Genomic DNA, 23,382 nt, shown 5'->3' on the forward strand with positions numbered 1-23,382 from the left:
ACCGACCGGCCCTTCCTCTTTTTTCCCGCCATCCATGCCCGAGCGGGCGAACGACCTGAGAAGACCTCGCTCTTCGTGATATCTCACTTGCTCTGTGTCGTCGTCCACGGGAGCGGTGATGCTCGTCCTGCTCGTCCGCCGCTGCTCGTCCGCCCTGGTGCTGGCGGCGCTGGCCGCCAGCCTCGGCTACCTGCTGGCCGGGACGGGGCTGGACCCGCGCGCCCGCCTGGAGGCGGCGCGGCCCCGCCCCCCGCAGGCGGCGATCGAGGCCGAGCTGAGCGCGCTGAACCTCAACGACCGCACCCCGCTGCACGTCCGCTACCTCACCTGGGCCTCCGGGGCGGTGCGCGGCGACTTCGGGCGCACCCTGCGCGGCACCCCCGTCAGCGACGAGCTGCCGCGCAGGATGCTGACGAGCCTGCTCCTGCTGCTGCCCGGCACCGTGCTGGGCGCGCTGGGCGGAGTGCTGCTCGGCGCCCTGTCGGTGCTGCACCCGCGGCAGGACAAGGCGCTGACGGTGCTGTCCCACGTCCTGCTGGCCACGCCCGTCTTCGTGCTGGCGGTCCTGCTCCAGCTGGCCGCCCAGCACGCCAACACCGCGCTGGGCGGCCACTTCTTCCAGTGGGTCGGCGAGGGCACCGACCTCCCCTCCCGGCTGCGGCACCTGGTCCTGCCGACCGCGACGGTCGCCCTGATCCAGGCCGCCCTCTACAGCCGCTACCAGCGGGCCCTGATGCGCGACGCCCTGGAGGCCGAGCACGTCAGGGCGGCGCGTGCCCGCGGCCTCGGGCGCCACCACGCCCTGCTCAAGCACGGCCTGCGCACCGCCCTCGTGCCCACCACCACCTTCTTCGCCTACGACCTGGGCCTGCTGCTGCTCGGCACGGCCTTCGTCGAGCAGGCGTACGGCAGGCACGGCATGGGCGCGTGGCTGCTGGACTCGCTGCGCGAGGCGGATCCGCACCCGGTCGCGGCCTGCGTCGCGCTGGCCGCGCTGCTCGTCCCCGCCGCCACGGTCCTGGCCGGAGCCGCCCACCGACTTCTCCTCCCCGGGAGCCGCATATGACGGGCCTCGCGCCCTGGCTGCCGCCGCCGCGCAGCCGCCTCCTCCGGCCGCTCCGCCTCGTACGGGCGGGCGCGCTGCGCCGGCTGACCCGCGACAGGGCCGCGTTCTGCGGCGGCGTGCTGCTGGCCGTGCTGGTGTCGCTGGCGCTGGCCGGAGCACTCGGCCGCGACTGGCGCGTCCTGGATCTGGACGCCCTGCGCGAGCCGCCCTCGGCGCGGCACTGGTTCGGCACCACCGGCACCGGCCGCGACATGTTCGCCCTCGGCCTGCGGGGCATGCGCCGCTCGCTGGCGGTCGGCCTGGCCGCCGGGCTGCTGGCCACCGCGGCGGCCGCGCTCGTGGGCGCCTTCGCGGGCCTGGCCGGCGGGCCGCTCGACCGGCTGCTCATGGGCACCGCCGACCTCCTGCTGGTGCTGCCGGGAGTGCTGCTGGTGGCCGTCCTGGCCCCCGAGGGCGCCTCCTGGGGCACGGTCGTGCTGCTGCTGGCGGCCTTCCTGTGGCCGTTGACCGCGCGGGCCGTACGGGCCCAGACCCGCGCGCTGGCCGAACGCGAGTTCGTGCTGGCGGCCTTCTGCGCGGGAGCGTCGCGGCGCCGCGTCGTGCTGCGCCACCTGCTGCCCAACCTGGCGGGGCTGCTGAGCGCCGACGCGGCGGTCAACATCGGGGTGGCGATCATGGGCGAGAGCGGCCTGGCCTTCCTCGGCTTCGGGGTGCGCCCGCCGGACGTGTCACTGGGCACCCTCATCGCCGACGGCACCTCCGCGGCCACGGTCTACCCCTGGCTGTTCCTCCCGCCCGCCGTGCTGCTCGTCCTGATCGTGCTGGCCGTCAACCTCCTGGGCGACGGCCTGCACCGCGCGCTGGACGCCGACCGGTGACCGGGCTGCGGGTCCGCGGCCTGAGCGTCGCCTTCGGCGGGCACCGGATCCTGCACGGGGTGTCGTTCGACGTCGCGCCGGGCGAGACCGTCGCGTTGACGGGCGCCTCGGGGGCCGGGAAGTCCGCGACGGCCCTGGCGCTCCTGGGCCTGCTGCCGCGCGGCGCCCGCGCCGAAGGCGAGATCCGGCTCCAGGGCCGCCCGCTGACGGGCCTGCGCGAACGCGACTGGACACGGATCCGGGGCCGCGACATCGCGATGGTCTTCCAGGACCCCGCGGCCGCGTTGAGCCCGGCCTTCACCGTGGGCGCGCAGGTCGCCGAGGCGGTGCGGGCGCACGCGGCGCGCAGGGGCGCCCGGGAGCGCGCCGCGCACCTCCTGGAGTCCGTCGGGATCGCGCGCGAGCGCCACCGCGCCTATCCGGGCGAGCTGTCCGGGGGCATGCGCCAGCGGGTCCTCATCGCGATGGCGATGGCCCACCGCCCCGCCGTCCTGGTCGCCGACGAGCCCACCGCCTCCCTCGACCCCCGCACCCGCGACCAGATCCTCGACCTCCTCCAGGCGTCGTGCGCCGACGACGGCACGGCCCTCCTGCTGATCTCCCACGATCTCGACGCGGTCCGGCGCAGGGCCGCGCGGGTGCTGACCCTGCGGGACGGTCGCCTGACCGACGCCCAGGCGCCCCGGACGCGAACGCGGCGGGGCGGAGCACCGGCGCGGGGCGGCGAGGCGGCCCTGTCGGTGCGGGGGCTGGGCTGCCTGCGGGGCGGGAAACGGGTGCTGGACGGGGTGGAGTTGACGGTCGGGGAGGGGGAGATCGTCGGGCTGGCGGGCGCCTCGGGAGCGGGGAAGACCACGCTGCTGCGGGAGGTGCTGCGGCTGGAGCGGCCGAAGGAGGGCCGGATAGAGGTCTGCGGACGGGACGTGGCGCAGCTGTCGCGGGCGCGAAGGCGGGAGCTGAGGCGGCTGGTCCAGCCGGTGTTCCAGGACCCGTGGGCGTCGCTGGACCCGCGGATGACGGTGGGGCGGATCGTGGCGGAGCCGCTGCGGATCCACGGGCTGCCCGTGCGGGGCCGGGTGGAGGAGCTGCTGGCGGAGGTGGAGCTGCCCGCGGAGCTGGCGCAACGGTATCCGAGGGCGCTCTCCGGCGGGCAGCGCCAGCGGGTGGCGATCGCCCGCGCGCTGGCGTGCTCGCCCCGGCTGCTGCTGGCCGACGAGCCGGTGTCGGCGCTGGACGTCCGGGCGAAGGCGGGGATCATCGAGCTGCTGGGCGGGCTGCGCGACAGGGCGGGGCTGGCCTGCCTCCTGGTCTCCCACGACGAGGACGTGCTGGCGGAGCTGGCCGACCGGGTCCTCGTCCTGCGGGACGGGCGGGTCCGTTCATGAGGCCGCCCGCCTGGACGGCCGTCCTCACCGCGTTCCCGCTGGCGGCGGCCGGGGCCTGCGCCGTCCCGCAGCCGAGCCGGCACCCGGGGCCTCCGGCCCTGGCGGACCTGCGGCCGGCGCCGCGCGACCACGTCCGGGACGGGGGAGTGCTGCGCTGGCCGCTGCCGTCGTTCCCGGGCCAGTGGAACTTCAACCAGGTGAACGGGATGGACGGCGTCTCGGAGCTGGTGCTGCGGGGGCTGATGCCGTTCACCATGGTCTCGGACGAGCGGGGCGAGGTGCGTCCGCATCCGGACTACCTGCTGAGCGCGCGGGTGCTGGCGGGGCCGCGCGAGCGGCAGGTGGTCCGCTACCGGGTGAACCCGCGGGCGCGCTGGTCCGACGGAAGGCCGCTCGGCTATCGGGACTTCGCCGCGCAGGCCAGGGCCCTGTCGGGGCGGGACGGGCGGTTCCGGGCCGCGACCGAGGCGGGGTACCGGCAGATCGCCTCGGTGCGCAGGGGACGCGGCGACACCGAGGTCCTGGTGGTGTTCCGCAAGCCGTTCGCCGACTGGAAGGCCCTGTTCAACCCGCTGTACCCGGCCCGGACGAACAGCAGTCCGGAGCTGTTCAACGAGGGGTGGCGGGGGCGGATCCCGGTCACGGCGGGACCGTTCAAGCCGGGCGTGCTGGACGAGGCGGGGCAGACCATCACGCTGGTGCGGGATCCGGGATGGTGGGGCAGGCCCGCCAAGCTGGACGAGATCCGCTTCCGCGCGCTGGCCGCCGCGGCGCGGGCCGGCGCCTTCGCCAACCGCGAGCTGGACCTGCTGGAGGCGGGTGACGATCCGGGCGCCTACCGGCGCGGCGCCGCGCTGCCCTGGGCCGAGGTGCGGCGCGCGGCGGGCCCGGACTGGCGGCATCTGACGCTGAACGCGCGCCGCGGGCCGCTGGCCGACCCGTCCGTGCGGCGCGCCCTGCTGCTGGCGCTGGACCGCGGCCTGCTGGCCAGGGCCGCGCTGGAGCAGCTCGACAGCCCGGTCCGGACGCTGGGCAGCCACTTCCTGACCGAGGGGCGGCCCGGCTACCGGGATCTGGCGCCCGCGCCCGACGTCGGGCTGGCGCGGGCGCTGCTGGCCGGGGCCGAGCCCGCGCTGGAGTACGTGGTACCCGCGGGCAATGCCGCCCACCGGGAGGAGGCCGAGCTGATCCAGGCGATGCTCGCGCGGGCGGGCTTCCGGGTGCGGCTGCGGGCGGTGCCGCAGAACGAGCTGATCAGCGGCCACGTGCTGCGCGGGGACTTCGACCTCGTGTCCTTCTCCTGGCTGGGCACGCCCTTCCCGGTGGCGGACATGGCGTCCGTCTTCACCCGCGGCGGCGGGCAGAACTTCACCGGGACGGGCGGCGCCCGGCTGGACGCGCTGCTGGCGCGGGCGGGGCGCGAGCTGGACGCGGCGCGCGGCGCGGTGCTCCTGGGCGAGGCGGACGCGCTGCTGTGGGAGCAGGCGGCGGTGATCCCGCTCTACCAGCGGCCCCAGCTGATGGTGGTCGACCGCGACCTGGTCAACGTGGGCGCCAGAGGCCTGCGGCACCTGCGCTACGAGGACATCGGCCGCTACGGCAGGGGGAGCCCCTGAGCGATGCGGTTCGTGACGAAGCGGACGTCCCACACGTAGAGCCGGAAGGTCTCGGCCTTGGCGCTCTGAGCGACGGGGTCCTTGGTGGTCACCCGGACGACGAAGGCCGCGCCGTCGGGCATGTACTGGTCGACGCCGTCGGGGGAGGGCTGCGCGCCGCCGACGGATCCCACGATCTCCGTCTCGGTGGGCGGGCTGCACAGGCCCTCGGCGACGCCCTCCTGCGCGGCGCACAGCTTGCTGCCGGAGTCCTCTTCGGGCAGGTAGAGCTGGGCGGGCGCCTCGAACGGGGCGGTCCGGCCGCTGGTGTTGACGACCAGGTACTCGATGTAGGCGCGCCCGGATTCCAGGCCGGCCCGGATCGCGCCCATGGTGTAGCCGAAGTCCTCGGTGCTGGTGAACTTCAGCTGAGTCCCGGTCTCGGGCGCGTTCGCGGAGGCGGGGACGTCGCGGCGCGCGGTGCCGTCCGCCTCCCCGTCCGGCCGGACGAGGAACACCACGACGCCGATGGCGACCACGGCCACGACGGCGGCCAGGATCGCGGGAAGGGCCTTCCCGGTGTTCTTCTTCCTTCTGGACCTGTTGGAGGTCGCGCGGTGCGTGCCTGACAACGATGTTCCCAAGGGTCTGGTGGCTGACTGTCGGGGCAGCATATTGGAACAATCAGGGATAAAACACCCAGGGGTGGGCGGGAAGACCGGAGTTCTTCCAAGAAAAGAGCGGTATCTGGTTTATTCGGACGCACCCAAAGCGCTCGGAGGCAGCCCGCGCAGCGAGGCGTCCAGGACCTGCGCGGGATGCGCCACCGCCATCTCCCGGCCCCGGCGGCGCAGCGCCGTGGCGATCTGCAGGGTGCAGCCGGGATTGGCCGCCACCAGCAGGCCCGCGCCCGTCGCGGCGACGCTCGCGGCCTTGCGGTCGCCGAGTTCGCCCGCCGCCTCCGGCTGGAAGAGGTTGTAGGTGCCCGCCGAACCGCAGCAGACGTCCGGATCGGCGACCTCCCGCACCTCCAGGCCGGGGATGCCGGCCAGCAGGGCGCGCGGCTGCGTCCGTACGCCCTGGCCGTGGGCGAGGTGGCAGGCGTCGTGGTAGGCGGCGGTGAGCGGCAGCGGGTGCCGTTCGGCGCGCGGACCGAGAGCGGCGAGGAACTCGCTGAAGTCCTTCGCCTTGGCGCTGAGCGCCTCGGCGCGGCCCGCCCACTCCGGCTCGTCGGCCAGCAGCGCGGCGTAGTCCTTCATCGCGGAGCCGCAGCCCGCGGAGTTCACGACGATGGCGTCCACCGACTCGAAGGCGGTGATGGTCGCGCGGGCGAACGCCTTGGCCTCCTCCGCGCGGCCCGAGTGCAGGGAGAGCGCGCCGCAGCACCCCTGCCCCTTGGGGATGAGGACGTCGCAGCCCTCCATCGCCAGCACGCGGGCCGTCGCGGAATTGACCTGCGGGAAGAACTCCCGCTGCACGCAGCCCGTGAGCATGCCGACGGTCGCCCGCCGTTCCCCGCGCGCCGAGACGCGTTCGGGCAGCCGGTAGGCGCGGCCCAGCGGGGGAGCGAGGCGCTCCATCGCCGCCAGGGCGGGGCTGAACCGCGCCAGGACGGGCTGGAGGAGCCTGCTGAGGCCGCTCTTCTGGTAGAGCCGCAGCGGGCCGCGCAGGGCGCGCAGCCGGGCCGGGTAGGGGAAGAGCGCGAAGACGGTCTCGCGGAGCGCCCGCTCGGCCGGCGTGCGCGGATGGACCTGCTCGACCTCCGCGCGGGTGGACTCGATGAGCCGGTCGTAGCGCACCCCCGACGGGCAGGAGGACACGCAGGCCAGGCAGCCCAGGCACGCGTCGAAGTGCCCGGCCATCTCAGGGGTGAGCGGAGTCCCGTCGTGGTGCTGCTGCATCAGGTGGATACGGCCGCGCGGAGAGTCCATCTCCTCGCCCCACAACACGTACGTGGGGCATGTCGGGAGGCAGAAACCGCAGTGGACGCAGTCTCCGAGCAGCTTGCCGAGGTCTTCGCCCACTTCAGATACCTCCGATGAAGCGTCCCGGGGACAGCCGGTGGTCCGGATCGAACTGGTCCTTCACCCTGCGCATGAGGGACAGGGCGGGTGTGGGACCCCAGAGATCGAGCGTCTCGTGCAGTTCCAAAGGGGCTTGCCGGACGACGGTGGGAAGGTGCTCGCGCAGCTTGGCGACCACACGAGGGGCGGCCTCCGCAGAGGTCCCGAGGAACCAGATGCCGGATCCCGCGGAACCGCGCAGCCACGTGTCCCGGACCGTCAGAAGGCCGGTGAGGTCCGTGGGCTTGCCCTGCACCTCCAGCAGCACATCGCCCTCGGGGTAGCGGCCCCACCACGCGGGCGGCGTACCGGAGGCCGAGGCTCCCGCGCCGAGCAGTTCCACGGCGTCCTCGGCACGGGACCAGGCGGCCGTCCCCTCGAACAGCGCGGCCACCGTGCCGTCACCGTCCACCTCTATCGCGCTGGGAACGAGGGAGCTGTGCAGAAGAGCCTGGACGCGGCGCGCGGGATCGCGGCCGTCCGTCGTCACGTACACCTGCTGCTCGGGAAGGGGATGCAGGCGGAAGGACGCCCGGACGATGAGGCCGAGAGTGCCGAACGAACCGGTGTAGAGCTTGCCGAGGTCGTACCCGGCGACGTTCTTCACGACCTTGCCGCCGGACTTCACGATGGTGCCGTCGGCGCGGACCACCGTGACGCCGATGAGAAGGTCGCGCGCCGCGCCGTACAGAAGCCGCCTGGGGCCCGCGGCGGCCGTCGCGACCAGTCCGCCCACGGTGGAGGGCAGCGGCGAGTCCAGGGCGAGCTGCTGGCCCGTCGTGCGCAGGACGTCCTGGAGGGCCCGCACGGGCAGGCCCGCCTCGACCGTCACGACGAGGTCGCCGGAGGCGTGCTCGATCACCCTGTCGAGCTTGCGGGTGTCGATGACGACGTCGCAGGCGCGCGGCGCGGCGCCCCAGCGGAGGCGGGTGCCGTTGCCGCGCGGGACGACCGTCATGCCCTCCTCGTGCGCGACCCGCATGACGGCGGCGGCCTCCGCGACCGTCGACGGCTCGACCACGTACCTGGGGCGGACGCCCAGGACGGCGTCCTCGTCGGTGACCGGGCGGGAGTCGAACATCAGAACAGCTCTCCGTCGGGGGAGCCCTTGCGGACGCGCGGGATCTCGCCGCACAGGCGGGGGGTGGGGAAGACCTTGCCGGGATTGCACAGGTTCGGAGGGTCGAACGCGCAGCGGACCATCTGCATGGTGTCGAGGTCGGCCTCGGTGAACATGCGGGGCAGGTAGCGCGCTTTGTCCACGCCGACGCCGTGCTCGCCCGTGATGGAGCCGCCGTGCTCGACGCACAGGTCGAGGATCGCGCCGGAGACCAGCTCGGCGCGCTCGCCCGCGCCCTCCTCCTCGTCGTCGAACAGCACGAGCGGGTGGAGGTTGCCGTCCCCGGCGTGGAAGACGTTCGCGACGCGCACGCCCGACTCGCGGGACAGGCGGTCGATGGCCGCCAGGACCTCCGGGAGGGCGGTGCGCGGGATGACGCCGTCCTGGACGATGTAGGCGGGGGAGATGCGGCCGACGGCGGCGAACGCCGACTTGCGGCCCTTCCAGACCAGGGCGCGGTCGGCGTCGTCGCGCGCCACGCGCTGCTCGAACGCGCCCGCCCGCTCGCACAGCGCGCGCACCCGGGCGAACTGCGCGGCGACCTCCGGCGCGGGGCCGTCGAGCTCGACGATGAGCACCGCCGCGGCGCCCGCCGGATAGCCGCAGGCCACCGCGGCCTCGGCGGCCTCGATCGCCAGGGCGTCCATCATCTCGACCGCGGCCGGGACGATGCCCTCGGCGATGATCGCGCTGACCGCGGCGCCCGCGGTCTCCACCGAGGGGAACGCCGCCAGCAGGGTCTCCACGGTCTCGGGGATCCGGGTGAGCCGCACCGTGATCTTCGTGGTGATGCCCAGGGTGCCCTCGGCGCCGATGAACGCGCCCAGCAGGTCGTAGCCCGGACCGTCGCCCAGGGTGGTGATCTCGCCGTCGGGCGTGACGATCTCGCAGGCCAGCACGTGGTGGGCGGTGAACCCGTACTTCAGGCAGTGCGCGCCGCCGGAGTTCTCCGCGACGTTGCCGCCGATCGAGCAGATCTGCTGGCTCGAGGGATCGGGTGCGTAGTAGTAGCCGTACGGGCGCACCGCCCGGCTGACGTCCAGGTTGATGACGCCGGGCTCCACCACGGCCCGCTGGTTGTCCGGATCGATCTCCAGGATGCGCCGCATCCGCGAGGTGACGATCAGGACGCCGTCGGTGCGCGGCAGGGCACCGCCGGACAGGCCGGTGCCGCTGCCGCGCGCGACGTAAGGAACGCCGGCCTCGACGCACTCGCGCACGACGAAGGCGACGTCCTCCGCCGATCCGGGCAGTACCACCAGGCCGGGCGAGGCCCGGTGGTACGTCAGCCCGTCGCACTCGTAGGTGCGCAATCGGACGGGATCGTCGATGACAGAGTCGGATTCCAGCCGTGCGCGGAACCGCTCGGCCAGCCTCTGGAGCATCGGCTCTCCCTTCTCGGACCTACGGGAAGCGGACGTAGGCCGGGGTGGTGAGGAACTCGCTGTACTCGTCGGCGAGGGTGACCTCCTTGAAGAGGGCCACCGCCTGGTTGTACCGCTCGGAATTGTAGGCGTCGCCCAGTTCGTCCTGGATCTTGGCCAGCTCCTCGTCGAGCAGCGCGCCCACCAGCTCCCGGGTGATGAGGGTGCCGTCGGGCAGCTTGACGCCGTTGTAGATCCACTGCCAGACCTGCGAGCGGGAGATCTCGGCGGTCGCCGCGTCCTCCATCAGGTTGTGGATCGCCACCGCGCCCGAGCCGTTCAGCCACGCGGCCAGGTAGCGCAGCGCCACGTCGATGTTGTTGCGCAGTCCGGCCTCGGTGATCTCGCCCGGGGTCTTGTCGACCGACAGCAGGTCGGCCGCGGAGACCTCGACCTCCTCGCGCAGGCGGTCGCGCTGGTTGGGCTTGTCGCCGAGCACGCCGTCGAAGATCTCGCGGCAGACCGGGACCAGGTCGGGGTGGGCGACCCAGGAGCCGTCGAAGCCGTCGCCGGCCTCGCGGGTCTTGTCCGCGCGGACCTTCTCGAACGCGATCCGGTTGACGTCCTCGTCCTTGCGGGACGGGATGAACGCGGCCATGCCGCCGATGGCGTGCGCGCCGCGCTTGTGGCAGGTGCGCACCAGCAGCTCGGTGTAGGCGCGCATGAACGGCGCGGTCATCGTGATGGCGTTGCGCTCGGGCAGGACGAACTTCTCGCCGCGGGAGCGGAACTTCTTGATCACCGAGAAGAGGTAGTCCCAGCGGCCGGCGTTCAGGCCCGCGGAGTGGTCGCGCAGCTCGTAGAGGATCTCCTCCATCTCGAACGCGGCCGGGATCGTCTCGATCAGGACGGTGGCGCGGATGGTGCCGCGCGGGATCTCCAGGGCGTCCTGGGCGAAGTTGAAGGCGTCGTTCCAGAGGCGTGCCTCCAGGTGCGACTCCATCTTCGGCAGGTAGAAGTACGGGCCCTTGCCCTTGGCCAGCTGGCGGCGGGCGCTGTGGAACATGTACATGCCGAAGTCGAACAGCGACCCGGACATCACCTTGCCGTCGACGGTGACGTGCTTCTCCTCCATGTGCCAGCCGCGGGGGCGGACGACGATGGTGGCGAGCTCCTCGTCGGGCTTGAGGGCGTAGGTCTTGCCGCTCTTGGGGTCGGTGAAGTCGATCGTGCGGTCGAGGGCGTCGCGCAGGCTGAGCTGGCCCTCGATCATGTTGTTCCACAGCGGGGTGTTGGCGTCCTCCAGGTCGGCCAGCCACACCTTGGCCCCGGAGTTCAGGGCGTTGATCGTCATCTTCCGGTCGGTGGGGCCGGTGATCTCGACGCGGCGGTCCACCAGGCCGGGAGCGGGCTCGGCGACCCGCCAGGTGTCGTCGGCGCGGACCCCGGCCGTCTCGGGCAGGAAGTCCAGGGTGCCGCCCCCGTCGATCGCCTTCTGGCGCTCGGCGCGCTTGGCCAGCAGCTCCAGGCGGCGCTCGCCGAACTCGCGCTGGAGGGTGCCGACGAACTGCAGGGCCTCGGGGGTGAGGATCTCGTCGAAGCGCTCGTTGGTGGGTCCGGTGACCTCAACGCCCATGATGCGGGACCTTCCTTTTTCGCCAGGTGAAAACTTACTTCTGAGTAATGAAAAGACTAGCTCTTCCCGGAGGCGTGCTCCAAAGCGGGGGTGGGGAAACCCAGGTGAACTTCCGGGTGCCCGCGTGGCAGGCTGGAGTGAGGAAGAACCCGCAGCTGTCCGGTGTTGGTACAGCCAGGAGGAACATGACTGAGTTCAATTCGCGCCCGTTCGACGACGACGAGACCACGGGCGGGTACGACCTCGCCGACCGGCACGCGCTGCGCCGGGTGGGCGGGCTGTCCACCGAGCTGCGGGACGTCACCGAGGTCGAGTACCGCGCCCTGCGGCTGGAGCGGGTCGTGCTGGTGGGCGTCTGGACCGACGGCACGCTCGAGCAGGCCGAGAACTCGCTGCGCGAGCTGGCCCTGCTGGCCGAGACGGCCGGCTCGGAGGTGCTCGAGGGCCTGATCCAGCGGCGCGCCAAGGCCGACCCGGCCACCTACATCGGCTCGGGCAAGGCCGAGGAGCTGGCGGACACGGTGCTGGCCACCGGCGCCGACACCGTCATCGCCGACGGCGAGCTCGCCCCCTCGCAGCTGCGCACCCTGGAGGAGATCTGCAAGGTCAAGGTCATCGACCGCACCGCGCTGATCCTCGACATCTTCGCCCAGCACGCCAAGTCCCGCGAGGGCAAGGCGCAGGTGGAGCTGGCCCAGCTGGAGTACCTGCTGCCCCGTCTGCGCGGCTGGGGCGGCAACCTCTCCCGGCAGGTCGGCGGCCGGGCGGCCGGCGGCGTGGGCATCGGCGGCCGCGGCCCCGGTGAGACCAAGATCGAGCTGGACCGGCGGCGCATCCGCACCCGGATGGCCAAGCTGCGCCGGGAGATCGCCGAGATGTCCAAGTCGCGGGTGACCAAGCGCGCCACGCGCCGCGCCCGCCAGGTGCCGTCGGTGGCGATCGCCGGCTACACCAACGCGGGCAAGTCCTCGCTGCTCAACCGGCTGACCGGGGCGGGGGTGCTGGTGGAGAACGCGCTGTTCGCCACCCTGGACCCGACCGTGCGCAAGGCGGTCACGCCCTCGGGCCGGCCGTTCACGCTGACCGACACCGTGGGCTTCGTCCGGCACCTGCCGCACCAGCTCGTCGAGGCGTTCCGCTCCTCCCTGGAGGAGGTCGCCGAGGCCGACCTGATCGTGCACGTGGTGGACGGCTCCGACCCCGAGCCGGAGGCGCAGATCGCCGCGGTCCGCCAGGTGATCGCCGAGGTCGACGCCGGGGACGTCCCCGAGCTGATCGTGATCAACAAGGCGGACGCCGCCGACCCGATGGTCGTCTCCCGGCTGCGGCGCGCGCACCCGCGCAGCGTCGTGGTCTCGGCGCGCACCGGCGCGGGCATGGGCGAGCTGATGGAGCAGATCGAGGCCGAGCTGCCGCAGTTCGACCGCCGGGTGCACGTGCTGGTGCCCTACGCCCAGTCGGCGCTGGCCGCGCGCGTGCACGCCGAGGGCGAGGTGCTCAAGACCGAGCACCGCGACGAGGGCACCGAGCTCGTCGCGCGGGTGCCGCTGGCGCTCGCGGTGGAGCTGGAGGGCTTCGAGGTGGTTCCTTCGAGTCACTAAAGGGCTACATGTAGCGCGTTCGGGCCCCTTCGCGGGCCCGTTCGTTCTATGGTCGTGAGGAACTTTCCCGGACCGTGCCACGTTTGGTGTCAAGAGGTTGTATGGCGGGCCTGACGTGCACTACCGTGACGAAACCGATATCTCCGGTCTCGTCGCTCCCGGTGCTCAGCCGAGCACCGGTCGGTACCCGCCACCCGGCATCCAGTCGGACGGCACGAACGAGAGCAGGTGGCTCTTGACGTCCGGTCGATCCCTCCCAGCGGACGGTTCGGTGAACCCATCATGACGGTGCGCCTGCTGACGAACATCGGACGGCTCTGGACCGGCACCGACGTCTGCAGCAATGCCGCGATCCTCATCCACAAGGACCGCATCGTGTGGGCCGGGCAGGCGTCCGACCTCCCCTCCAGCGTGCCCGGCGTCATCGACGACATCGTCGACGTCGACCACGTGGAGAACCTCGGCGGCGGGCTCGTCACCCCCGGGCTGATCGACGCCCACTCCCACCCCGTCTACGCCGGCAACCGCTGGGCCGAGCTGGCGATGCGCACCAGCGGCGCCAGCTCCCAGGAGATCGCCTCGGCCGGCGGCGGCATCGGCTCCACCGTCACCGTCACCCGCGGGACCGACCCCTGGACGCTGTGCAACAGCGTGCGCGAGCGGCTGCGCTCCTGGGTGCTGTCGGGCACCACCACCGTCGAGGCCAAGACCGGCTTCCACCTCACCCGGGACGGCGAGCTCGCCGACATCCGCATGCTGCGCTCGCTGGAGAACGAGCCCGCCATGCCGCGCATCCACGCCACCCTGCTGGCCGCCAACGTGCTGCCGCCCGAGTACTTCGGCCGCCGCCGCGAATACGTGGAGGCCGTCCGGCAGTGGACGGCCGACGCCGCCGCAGCCGGCGCCGACAGCGTCGACGTCTACTGCGACGAGGGGCACTTCACCGCCGACGAGGCGCGCATCATGCTCCACACCGGCCGCCAGGTCGGGCTGAAGCCCCGCATCCACGCCTGCACGTCCGACCGCAGCGGCGCCGCCCAGGTCGCCGCCGAGACCGGCTGCGCCTCGGCCGACCTGCTCACCGAGGCCTCCGAGGAGGACATCAAGGCACTGGCCCACGCCGGCGTCACCGCCACCGTCTGCCCCGGCAGCGCCCTGCGCGGCGGCCGCAAGCCCCCGGTCCGCGCCATGCTCGACCGCGGCGTCACCGTCGCCCTCGGCACCGACCACAACCCCGGCGAATGCGGCATCACCTCGATGCCGCTGGTCGTCGGCCTGGCCGTCGCGATGTTCGGCATGAGCGTCACCGAGGCCCTACGCGCCGCCACCATCGGCGGCGCCACCGCCCTGCGCGTCTCCGACCGCGGCACCCTCTCCCGCGGCATGTACGCCGACATCGTCCTGTGGGACGCCGACCACGAGGGCGCCTTCGCCTGGGCCTACGGCCTCCGCGCCCTGCGCGTCTGGCGAGGCGGCACCCCGGTCCAGGCCTGACCCCGTCCGGGCCTGACCCCGGCCCGGGCCTGACCTCTGTTCAGGTGCGGTTCCGGTCGGGCCCCGGCTTCCGCCCGGACTGGTCTCCGTCCGGCCCTGACTTTCGTCCAGGCTCGTCTTCCCTCCGAGGCCCGGCCTCGGCCCGGGCTCGTCCTTCCTCCGGACCTGGCTTCCCTTCCGGGCTGGTCCTCCGTTCGGGCCTGACCTCTGTTCAGGTGCGGTTCCGGTCGGGCCCCGGCTTCCGTCCGGGCTGGTCCTCCGTCCGGTCCCGTCTTCCGTCCGGGCTCGTCTTCCCTCCGAGGCCCGGCCTCTGTTCGGGCTCGTCCTTCCTCCGGACCTCGTTTCCCTTCTGGGCTGGTCCTCCGTCCGGCCCCGGCTTCCGCCCGGGCTGGTCCTCCCTCCGGACCTGGCTTCCCTTCCGGGCTGGTCCTCCGTCCGGGCCTGTCCTCCGCCCGGGTTGGTCCTCTGTCCGGGCTTGACTCCCTCCGGGCCTGGCTCCCGTCGGTGCCTGGCTTCCGTCCGGTTCTGACTCCCCATCGGATTCGAATCTCTGCGGGACCCGGCGTCTACGGACCTGGCTTCCCTTCGGGCTTGGTTCCGTCTGGTCCTGCCGCGTTGGGGCCTGATCTTCGTTCGGTTCTGGTCTCCGTGGGACCCGGCCTCTGTTCGGGCTTGGCCTCCATCCGGTTCTGGTCTTCGCGGGGCCCGGTTTCTGGCCGGGTCTGGTTCTCGGCCGGGTCGGGTCGCCGGGGCGCGGCAGGTCCGGGGCTCAGGCGCCGGTGGCGCGATGCCCTGTCGCTGGGCCGAGGACGTTGATCAGCGGCCGTTGCGGTCGGCGGCGTGCTCGGCGTCGGCGGTCGGCGGCCTCGTGGGGGAGCCCGCCGTCTTGTCGTTTTGAACATATTGCGGTGAGCCGGAATCGGCAGCGCCTCGGTCACGTTGACGTGACGAGGGGTTAACGCTTTCTGGGTACGGTGCGGACATGGGTGTTGCGATAGTCACGGATTCTTCCGCTCATCTGCCTCCCGAGCTGATCGCGCGGCACGACGTGGAGGTGGTCCCGCTCCAGGTCGTCATCGGGGGCGCCGCCTACGACGACGGTTTCGTCACGACGGACGACCTGGCAGAAGCCATGCGAGAGTGGCAACCGGTGTCCACCTCGCGCCCTTCGCCGGAACGTTTCGCCCAGGCTTATAAGGCGGCGGCCGGCACGGGGGCCTCCGCCATCGTCTCCGTCCACCTGTCGGGAACGATGTCCGGCAGCCTGGAATGCGCGCACATCGCCGCGGAGGAGGCCTCCGTCCCCGTCCGGGTCGTCGACAGCCGCACCATCGGCATGGCTCTCGGCTTCGCCGCCCTCTCCGGCGCGCTGGCCGCCGAGGAAGGCGCCTCCCTGGACGAGGTCGAGGCCGTCACCCGCCGCCGCGCCGAGCAGAGCAGCACGCTCTTCTACGTCGACACCCTGGAGTACCTGCGGCGAGGCGGCCGCATCGGAGCCGCCGCAGGCTTCCTCGGCACCGCGCTGCGCGTCAAGCCGCTGCTCCACCTCGCCGAGGGCCGGATCGCCCCCCTGGAGAAGGTCCGCACCTCCTCCCGCGCCCTGGCCCGCATGGAGGAGCTCGTCCTGGCACGCGCCGGCGACGCGGAGGTCGACATCGCCGTCCAGCACGTCGCTGCGGCCCCCCGCGCCGCGACCATGGCCGACCGCCTCCGCGACAAGATCCCCAACCTCCGCACCCTCCACGTCACCGAAGTGGGCCCCGTCATCGGCGCCCACGTCGGCCCGGGCACCCTCGGCGTAACGGTCAGCCCCGTCTGACCACCCGCCATCCTTCCCGTGCAGCCTTCTTTCCGCGCGGCCTCCTTCCCGCACGGCCTCTTTCTGCGCGGTCCCCTTTCCGTGCGGCCTCACGGCTCCTCACTGAGGCGGCACGGTCGTCTCACATGCCATCGGTGCTGTGCGGTGCGATGCGGTTGCCGGTAGGCCGTTGTACGGTGCGGTCGATTCGCATGCCGTCGACTTGGCGGGGCAGCCCGTATTCGCTGATGCGGCACAGCCTTCTGGTCTACCGTCGGCATGGCGCGTGTGCCGATGCGCCATGGTGTCGTGGCGCTGTTCCCGGTGTGCCGTGGTGAGGTGGTGCCGCGGGCTCGAATGTCGGGTGCCGATCACGGTGATTATCCACAGAGCGACGTTCGGTGATTTCTTCGGTGCGGAGCGTGCCTAGTCTCGGGGCATGAGCAGCCGTGCCGCAGTCCCGGAGTCTCGACTCCCCGCGCCGAGCCTCTCCGGCGCGTACCCGGATGCCCCGCCTGCCGCGTTTTTACGAGCGGGCCCACAGCCACCCGGTTCCTTCGGAGCCCGTCGGCTCCTCATGCACGGGACCTTCCCGGGCAAGGGCGAGACGAGGGATGCCCGTCTCCCCGCCGCGGAGGAGGAACAGCCCGAGCATTACTCCAAAAAGCCCGATACCGGTCGTACCGTCGGTCGGTACTCCCCACGAGAAAGCCCTTCGTCCGCCCGGGAGGAACGCCCGCCATGGGACGACGGGCGGCACCGAACGCCCGGTTCAAGCCCGTCCGGTGACAGACGGAGGCGGCTGCTGGAGGAGGGCCTGGGCGGCACGGCACTGGGAACAGGCCGACGGCTCGTACCCGGAGAAGAACGATTCGCGCACGGGGGTGAGGAGGACATGACCCGGCGGCTCACACCGGAAGGAGCACCGTGGGAGGACGAGCGGCGCGGACCCGACCCGGTGAGGACGGCTCCGCCCCGGCCGCGGACCGGCCTCGGAAACATGCTGGAGCGCTGGGACCCCGGCATCACCGGAGGGCGGGCACTGGCCGTCGTCGCGCTCCTCGCCGCCCTGGCCTCCGGAGTCATGCTCTGGGCGAGCCGTCCAGAACCCCAACCCGTCCCCCTGTCCGCCACGCCGCCCGACCCAGTGCCCGCCACCACCCTTCAGGCGCACCCCGTGGCGGCGCCCGCCACCACCCCGGTCACCACCCCGGCCGTCACCACCCCGCCCGAAGACCCCCTGGTGGTCCACGTCACCGGCGACGTCCGGACCCCCGGCGTGGTGACGCTTCCACCCGGCTCCCGTGTGGCCGACGCCGTCAAGGCGGCAGGCGGCCTGCGCAAGAACGGCAAGGTCGGCACCGTCAACCTGGCCCGCAGACTCACCGACGGCGAACAGATCATCGTGGGCTCCGAAACCCCTCAGCCCCCCGTCCTCCCGGCCGCCTCCCCGCCCTCGGACACCTCCGCCGCAGCCCCCGGCAGCCCCGTCGACCTCAACACCGCGACCCTCGACCAGCTCCAGCAACTCCCCGGCGTAGGCCCCGTCCTGGCTCAACGCATCCTCGACCACCGCACCCAAAACGGTCGATTCCGCTCCACCGACCAACTCCAGGACGTCACCGGCATAGGCGAACGCCGCTTCGCCGACCTGAAGGACAAAGTCCATGTCACACCCCCCTGAGCCCGAAGAACAAGGCCCACCCCCTTCTGCCCCCCGCCGCCTCCCGACCGGCCCGCGTGCCTATCCAGACCCCTCTGCGCGCTTCTCCAGAAGCCCCGGTGACCGGGGGCCAGGGCATCCGTTGATCAGCATGCCTGCCCCGACGAGTCCGGCCATACCGGTCCCCGCTTTCCCGCGCCCGGCGGTCAGAAGTCCCTTTCACCTGCCCCATGCCACTGAGCATGACCCGGAAGAAACCCGCGGATCCTCGTGAACCCCATGGACACCCATGAACATTCGAACGCCGACGACTCCAAGCCCTACCGCCCCCATGCGGACGCCACTCACCCGAAAAGCACTCTCCATCCGAAAGGCGCTCCCCATGTGAAAGGCGCCCCTCATCCGGAAGGCGCCCCCTTTCTCCAGGAGGCTTCAGCCCTCCACCCACCCGCCACCGACTTTCGCCTGGTAGCTCCCGCCCTGGCCGTCTGGTCGTCCGCCTTCCTCCTCCTGCCGGCCTCACCCTCCACCGCCTACCTGACAGCCGCCCTCTGCGGGCTCCCAGGTCTGCTCTTGCTCCTTCACCCGACCCTCACCCACGTTCGAGAAGAAGAATCACCACCCCTGCGCATTCCCGCCGCCATCTCCCGGCAGAAAGAGGAACTCCCCCCGCTCACTCCCGAAACCGCCTCTCATTCCACCGTTTTCAACGGCATCGAGGGCCACACAGACCAAAGCGACGAAGCCGAGCCACTGCCGATGCGTTCTGCCGGCAGAGACCCAGAAGCCGAGAGACGGCCGACGAGCCGATTCGGTCGCAGCGGACCGCTAGCGGATTCCGGCGAAGGGGGCGTGAGGGAAGGGAGGCAGCCAGTAGGCCGAGGCAGTCGCAGAGGCCCATTGACGCGTTTTGATCTTGGCGACGGGGGCGGAGAGGACGGGGGCGGAGAGAAGGAGCAGCGGTCGACGGACCGGGATGGTCGTAGAGGGCTGCTGTCGGGTTCTGGTGAGAGGAACGGGGGAGAGGGGAGGCGGTCGGTAGGCACGGGTGGTCGCAAGGGAGTACGGGCGCAGTTCGGTGACGGGCGCAGGGGGACGGAGCGGTGGTCGAGGGATCGGGGTGGTCGTAGAGGGCCGCTGGGAGGCCCTGGGGGAAGGGAGGCGGACGCCGAGGTGGAGGGATGGGTCTCGGGCGGGGACGGTGAGGGGGTGCTGTCGGGCGGGGGTGGTGAGGGGGTGCTGTCGGGTGGGGGCGTTGGGAGAAGGGAGGGGGTGAAGGGGCGGTTCGTGGGGTGGGGGTTGGTCGGTGTGGTGCTGGTCTTGGGGGCGGCTTCGGCGGTGGGGACGGGGCTTCGGGTGGACGCGGTGCGGGGCGGGGTGGTGGGGGAGGCGGCGGAGAAGGGGGTGAACACGGTGGTGGACGTCGTGGTGAAGGCCGAAGGGAGGGTGACGGACAAGGGGATGGTGGTGGTCGAGGGGCGGGCGGTGTGGGTCGGGATCGACGGCGGGATGCGGGTGCGGACGCCGGTGGTGGTGCTGGCGCGGCAGGGCGGGTGGCGGAAGGTGGAGAGCGGACAGCGCGTCCGGGCGCGGGGAAGGCTGGCGGCGCCCGAGCGGGGGGAGCTGCTGGGGGCGGTGGTGCTGGCGCGCGGTGATCCCGTGCTGGTCGAGGAGGCGGGAACCGCCCAGCGGGCGGCGACGAAGGTGCGGGACGCGCTGCGGGAGGCGGTGCGGGGGCTGGAGCCGGGAGCGCGGGGAGTCGTGCCCGCCATGGTGCTGGGCGACACCGCGGGGATCGATCCGGAGCTGAAAACAGAGTTCGAACGGGCGGGGCTGGTGCACTGCCTGGTCGTCAGCGGGGCGAACTTCTCGATCCTGGTCGTGGTGGTGCTGTGGACGGGCCGCAGGGCAGGGCTGGGCAACCGCGTGGGAGCGGTGCTGGCCGGGGGAGTGGTGCTGGGCTTCGTCCTCGTCGTGGGGACGGAACCCAGCGTGCTGCGCGCCACCGTCATGGGACTCATCGGGCTGGCCGCCGTCTGCACGGGACGGGAGCGCCACGGGGTGCCCGCTCTGGCGGCGGCGGTCATCGTGCTGGTCCTGGCCGATCCCGGCCTGTCCCGCTCGTACGGGTTCGCCCTGTCGGTGACGGCCACGTCCGGGCTGCTGCTCCTGGCGCCCCGCTGGCGGGACCGGCTGGCCGACGCGGGCCTGTCCCGCCGGCTGGCCGAGGCGACGGCCGTCCCCCTCGCCGCGCAGGCCGCCGTCGGCCCGATTCTCGTCCTGCTGGCGGGCACGGTCAGTCTCGTCGCCGTCCCCGCCAACGTGCTCGCCGCCCCCGCCATCGCCGTCGCGACGGTCTGCGGCTTCCTCACGGCTGCGCTCGCCCCGTTCCTCCCCGACCTCGCGGCACTGACCGTCCGTCCCGCGGGCTGGGCCGCGAGCTGGGTCATCACGGTGGCCCGCGCTTTCGCCGCGGTCCCCCACGGCACGATCCCCTGGCATCAGGGTCTTCTCGGTGCGGTCCTCCTGGCCGTCCTCACCATCGCGGCGGCCGTGGCCGTCCGCCACCGAGCCCTCCGCAGGCTCACCGCCGCGGCCCTGGCGGGCTTGGCACTGGCCGCCCTCACCCTCCGCCTGACCGCCTCGCCCTGGCCTCCAACCGACTGGCGCCTCGTCGCCTGCGACGTGGGCCAGGGCGACGCCCTGGTCCTCCACGCCGCCCCCGGCCAGGCCGTCATCGTCGACGCGGGCCCCGACCCCGCCCTGATCGACCGCTGCCTCTCCCGCCTGTCCGTCCGCGCCGTCCCCCTCCTGCTCATCACCCATCCCCACGCCGACCACCTGGCCGGACTCTCCGGCATCACCCGTTCCCGCCCCCTCACCACCCTCGTCCGCACACCGCTCATCCCCGCCACACCCCAGCTCCGCGCCCTCCACACCGCGGGCCTCCTCCCCGCCGCGCCCCGGCTCCCGACCCCCGGCACGCTCCGGAAATCCGGGAAGGGCGAAGTACAGGTGACGGAGGCGGCCGCCGGCGAGCGGCTGCGGATCGGAGAGCTGGAACTCGAAGTGCTGGCGCCGCGGCGCGGGCGCGCGGTCCCGGAAGGAGCCGGCGGAACGGAGATCAACAACGCGAGCCTGGTACTGGTGGCCAGGTGGGACGGGCTGACCGCGCTGCTGGGCGGAGACCTGGAGGAGGAGGGCCAGCGAGCGCTGCGCGGCCTGGTGCCGAAGGTGGACGTACTGAAGGTCCCCCACCACGGAAGCGCCCGCCAGGAGCCGGCTTTCCTCACCGAGGGACGGCCGCGAGCAGCCCTGATCTCCGTGGGCCGCGACAACGACTACGGCCACCCGTCGGAACGCCTGCTGAGAATGCTGCACGGAATCCGCGTCTACCGCACCGACCAGCACGGCGACATCGCGGTGACCACCCCGAACGGAGGAATCGAAATAGTCACCCATTCCTGACCCCGACACCCTGCCGACCTGACGGTCCGTTGCAAAGAGGCCATACCCATACGTCCCCGAAACGCTTCCACAACCGGAACCCGAGGGGTCGGGGAGAAGCCGCGAAACCGTATCCAGAAAGGGGGTGATAGCCGCCAACACGGCAGCCGTTCTTCACGTCCGTAGCGGTTTTTGCCAAAGAGGGCGGCTATTGCCAGGAAGGAGGTGAAGGCCTCTACGCGACATCTCTCTCGATGTCTACAAAGGCGTTGGCTGACTGGGGACGGGGCTGTTGATGCGGTAGCTGCACCCGCATCCGTAGCAGTGTTGCTCGGGAAGGGATGAGTATCCCAAGGCGGCATGCCGTTCTTCACGTCTGTAGCGGTGCTGCTCGGAGGGCGGTGAGAGCGGCTGACGCGATGTCCGCTCCCGACAAATGTCCGCTCCCGACATCTGCAAGGGATGTCGCTCAGAAGGGGTCGGTGCCGTCAACGAGATCGCTGCTCTCGTTCCGCAGCGGCCTCCTTGGGAAGGAGACGGTGCTGTCAGGGCGGCATTTGCTTTTCTTGTCCGTAGCGAGCTCTCTGGGAAAGGGAGCGGGGCCGATGGCGAGGTTTCTCGCTCCCGGTCGCAGGGGTCTTGTTCGGAGGAGTGGTGACGGCGTTGGGAGGGGTGGGGAGTCGGCGGACATTCCGCTCTTCGTGTCTGTAGGGGTGTTGTTGCGGGTTTTCCCGATCAGGGTGAGGGCGGCCTTGGTCGGGGCGGGAGCGGCCTCGGGCGGGGGGAATCGGTGAGGGGGGCGGACGGGGCGGGGCGGCGTGCCATGCTGAGGGGGTGGACGTGGTGACTTTGGTGGTGGGGGACGAGGAGCTGCTGGCCGAGAGGGCGGTGGCGGAGGTCGTGCAGGAGGCGCGGCGGGGGGATCCCGACACCGAGGTAGTCGATCTGACGCCTTCGACGCTGGAGCCGGGGCGGTTGGTGGAGCTGACCTCGCCCTCGCTGTTCGGGGGCGGGAAGGTCCTGGTGCTGAGGGGGGCCCAGGACCTGGGGAAGGACCTGGCGGCCGAGGTCACGGCCTATGTGAAGCGTCCGGCGGACGACATCGTGTTCGTCCTGGTGCACGCCGGGGGCGTCAAGGGCAAGGCGCTGCTGGAGGCGTGGACCAAGGCGGGGGCGCGGAAGGTCGCCTGCCCGAAGATCACCAAGGCGGGGGAGCGGCTGGACTTCCTGCGCGCGGAGGTCCGGCGGCTCGGCGGCACGATCAGCGCGGCCGCCGCCCAGCAGCTGCTGGACGCCGTGGGCAGCGACCTGCGGGAGCTGGCGTCGGCCTGCAGCCAGCTGGTCGCCGACACCGGCGGGAAGATCAACGACGCGGCCGTCGCCCGCTACCACCGGGGCAAGGCCGACGTCAGTGGCTTCACCGTCGCGGACCTAACGGTCGAGGGCAGGCTCGGCGAGGCGCTGGAGCAGCTCCGCTGGGCGCTGGCCACCGGTGTCGCCGCCGTGCTCATCAACAGCGCCCTCGCCCAGAGCGTCCGCGGCCTGGCCAAGGTCAGCGGAGCCCGCGGCAAGAGCTTCGCCCTCGCCAAGGAGCTCGGCATGCCCCCCTGGAAGATCGAGCGCCTCCAGAAGCAGCTCCGCGGCTGGTCCCCCGACGGCATCGCCCGCGCCCTCACCGTCGTCGCCGAGACCGACGGTGCCGTCAAGGGCGGCGCCGCCGACGCCTCCTACGCCCTCGAAAAAGCGGTCAAGGAGATCGTCACCGCCCGCGCCCTCCGCTGAGGACGCCACCGACCCACAACCGGCTGAAGCCCGGTCGACCGCAGAACCGGAGACCCACCGAACACCGCACCCCGAGCACCGCATCCCGGATGTCACATTTCGGCCGGTGCTCGTGGTCATGTGCGTTGAACTTGCCAGGGCGTCCGGGCGGCGCGATGCCTGTGACGGGTGGGCCGAACAGGGTGGTTGTTCATTGCGGTGCGCTTGGCGCACCTGGTGCGTATGCCTGGTGTGCGTGGCTCGCGTGGCGTGTATGCGTGGTGCGTGTGGTTCGCCTGGCGTACGTGGCGCGTATGCGCGATGTGCGTTGTTCGCCCGATGTGGGCGGTGTGCGCGGTGTGGGCAGTGTGCGCCGTTCGCCTGGTGCGCCTGGTGCGCCTGGTGCGCCTGGTGCGCGCGGGGTGTGCGTGGTTCGTCTGGTGTGCGGGGTGGGTGGGGGAGGTCGGTGGGACGTCCGTGATGGCTGATGCGGGGGGTGTGGGGGCTTGGG

15 protein-coding genes are annotated in these 23,382 nt (G+C 72.3%); 10 read left to right on the plus strand and 5 right to left on the minus strand.

The window, feature by feature from the left end; genetic code table 11:
* Nucleotides 1-118: 118 nt before the first annotated feature.
* Genes ABD140_RS35815 through ABD140_RS35830 form a run of 4 tightly spaced genes read left to right on the plus strand, consistent with a single transcriptional unit; the run spans nucleotide 119 to nucleotide 4,945 of the window.
* On the plus strand, nucleotides 119-1,066 hold the full coding sequence (locus tag ABD140_RS35815) for an ABC transporter permease (protein ID WP_344246699.1): 948 nt from the start codon (nucleotides 119-121) through the stop codon (nucleotides 1,064-1,066).
* Nucleotides 1,063-1,944 carry an ABC transporter permease gene (locus tag ABD140_RS35820; RefSeq protein WP_344246701.1) on the plus strand — a complete coding sequence of 294 codons (882 nt, stop codon included), beginning with the start codon at nucleotides 1,063-1,065 and terminating at the stop codon, nucleotides 1,942-1,944. Before ABD140_RS35815 ends, ABD140_RS35820 begins: the two co-directional genes overlap by 4 nt.
* Nucleotides 1,941-3,329, plus strand: a complete 1,389-nt coding sequence (locus ABD140_RS35825; protein ID WP_344246703.1) for an ABC transporter ATP-binding protein — start codon at nucleotides 1,941-1,943, stop codon at nucleotides 3,327-3,329. The genes ABD140_RS35820 and ABD140_RS35825 overlap by 4 nt, the downstream gene beginning before the upstream one ends.
* Nucleotides 3,326-4,945 carry an ABC transporter family substrate-binding protein gene (locus tag ABD140_RS35830; RefSeq protein WP_344246705.1) on the plus strand — a complete coding sequence of 540 codons (1,620 nt, stop codon included), beginning with the start codon at nucleotides 3,326-3,328 and terminating at the stop codon, nucleotides 4,943-4,945. The genes ABD140_RS35825 and ABD140_RS35830 overlap by 4 nt, the downstream gene beginning before the upstream one ends.
* Here the strand turns inward: ABD140_RS35830 and ABD140_RS35835 are convergent.
* The 5 genes from ABD140_RS35835 to aceB all read right to left on the minus strand — a co-directional run bounded on the left by ABD140_RS35835 (nucleotide 4,924) and on the right by aceB (nucleotide 11,107).
* Entirely contained in the window at nucleotides 4,924-5,556 is a 633-nt protein-coding gene (locus ABD140_RS35835) for a hypothetical protein (protein ID WP_344246707.1), read from the minus strand. The two genes, ABD140_RS35830 and ABD140_RS35835, sit on opposite strands and share 22 nt — an antisense overlap.
* A gap of 120 nt (nucleotides 5,557-5,676) precedes the next feature.
* Complete coding sequence (locus tag ABD140_RS35840) at nucleotides 5,677-6,948, minus strand: (Fe-S)-binding protein (RefSeq protein ID WP_344246709.1); 1,272 nt, start codon at nucleotides 6,946-6,948, stop codon at nucleotides 5,677-5,679.
* A 1-nt stretch (nucleotide 6,949) separates the two neighbouring features.
* Nucleotides 6,950-8,068 carry an FAD-binding oxidoreductase gene (locus ABD140_RS35845; protein ID WP_344246711.1) on the minus strand — a complete coding sequence of 373 codons (1,119 nt, stop codon included), beginning with the start codon at nucleotides 8,066-8,068 and terminating at the stop codon, nucleotides 6,950-6,952.
* A complete protein-coding gene (locus ABD140_RS35850; RefSeq protein ID WP_344246713.1) occupies nucleotides 8,068-9,492 on the minus strand; it encodes an FAD-binding oxidoreductase in 1,425 nt (474 codons plus the stop codon). Before ABD140_RS35850 ends, ABD140_RS35845 begins: the two co-directional genes overlap by 1 nt.
* Before the next feature lie 19 nt (nucleotides 9,493-9,511).
* Nucleotides 9,512-11,107, minus strand: a complete 1,596-nt coding sequence (gene aceB / locus ABD140_RS35855; protein ID WP_344246715.1) for a malate synthase A — start codon at nucleotides 11,105-11,107, stop codon at nucleotides 9,512-9,514.
* 185 nt (nucleotides 11,108-11,292) lie between these two features.
* Here aceB and hflX point away from each other — a divergent pair, with 185 nt between their 5' ends.
* The 6 genes from hflX to holA all read left to right on the plus strand — a co-directional run bounded on the left by hflX (nucleotide 11,293) and on the right by holA (nucleotide 22,892).
* A complete protein-coding gene (gene hflX / locus ABD140_RS35860; protein ID WP_344246717.1) occupies nucleotides 11,293-12,708 on the plus strand; it encodes a GTPase HflX in 1,416 nt (471 codons plus the stop codon).
* 282 nt (nucleotides 12,709-12,990) lie between these two features.
* Nucleotides 12,991-14,202 carry an imidazolonepropionase gene (gene hutI, locus ABD140_RS35865; protein WP_344246719.1) on the plus strand — a complete coding sequence of 404 codons (1,212 nt, stop codon included), beginning with the start codon at nucleotides 12,991-12,993 and terminating at the stop codon, nucleotides 14,200-14,202.
* Nucleotides 14,203-15,184: 982 nt separating this feature from the next.
* A complete protein-coding gene (locus ABD140_RS35870; RefSeq protein ID WP_344246721.1) occupies nucleotides 15,185-16,021 on the plus strand; it encodes a DegV family protein in 837 nt (278 codons plus the stop codon).
* 874 nt (nucleotides 16,022-16,895) lie between these two features.
* Complete coding sequence (locus ABD140_RS35875) at nucleotides 16,896-17,684, plus strand: ComEA family DNA-binding protein (protein ID WP_344246723.1); 789 nt, start codon at nucleotides 16,896-16,898, stop codon at nucleotides 17,682-17,684.
* 1,266 nt (nucleotides 17,685-18,950) lie between these two features.
* Nucleotides 18,951-21,131 carry a ComEC/Rec2 family competence protein gene (locus tag ABD140_RS35880; RefSeq protein ID WP_344246725.1) on the plus strand — a complete coding sequence of 727 codons (2,181 nt, stop codon included), beginning with the start codon at nucleotides 18,951-18,953 and terminating at the stop codon, nucleotides 21,129-21,131.
* An 813-nt stretch (nucleotides 21,132-21,944) separates the two neighbouring features.
* Nucleotides 21,945-22,892 carry a DNA polymerase III subunit delta gene (gene holA / locus ABD140_RS35885; protein WP_344246727.1) on the plus strand — a complete coding sequence of 316 codons (948 nt, stop codon included), beginning with the start codon at nucleotides 21,945-21,947 and terminating at the stop codon, nucleotides 22,890-22,892.
* Nucleotides 22,893-23,382 lie beyond the last annotated feature (490 nt).

It is taken from the genome of Actinocorallia libanotica (assembly GCF_039525175.1).
In the GTDB taxonomy this organism is placed as follows: domain Bacteria; phylum Actinomycetota; class Actinomycetes; order Streptosporangiales; family Streptosporangiaceae; genus Actinocorallia; species Actinocorallia libanotica.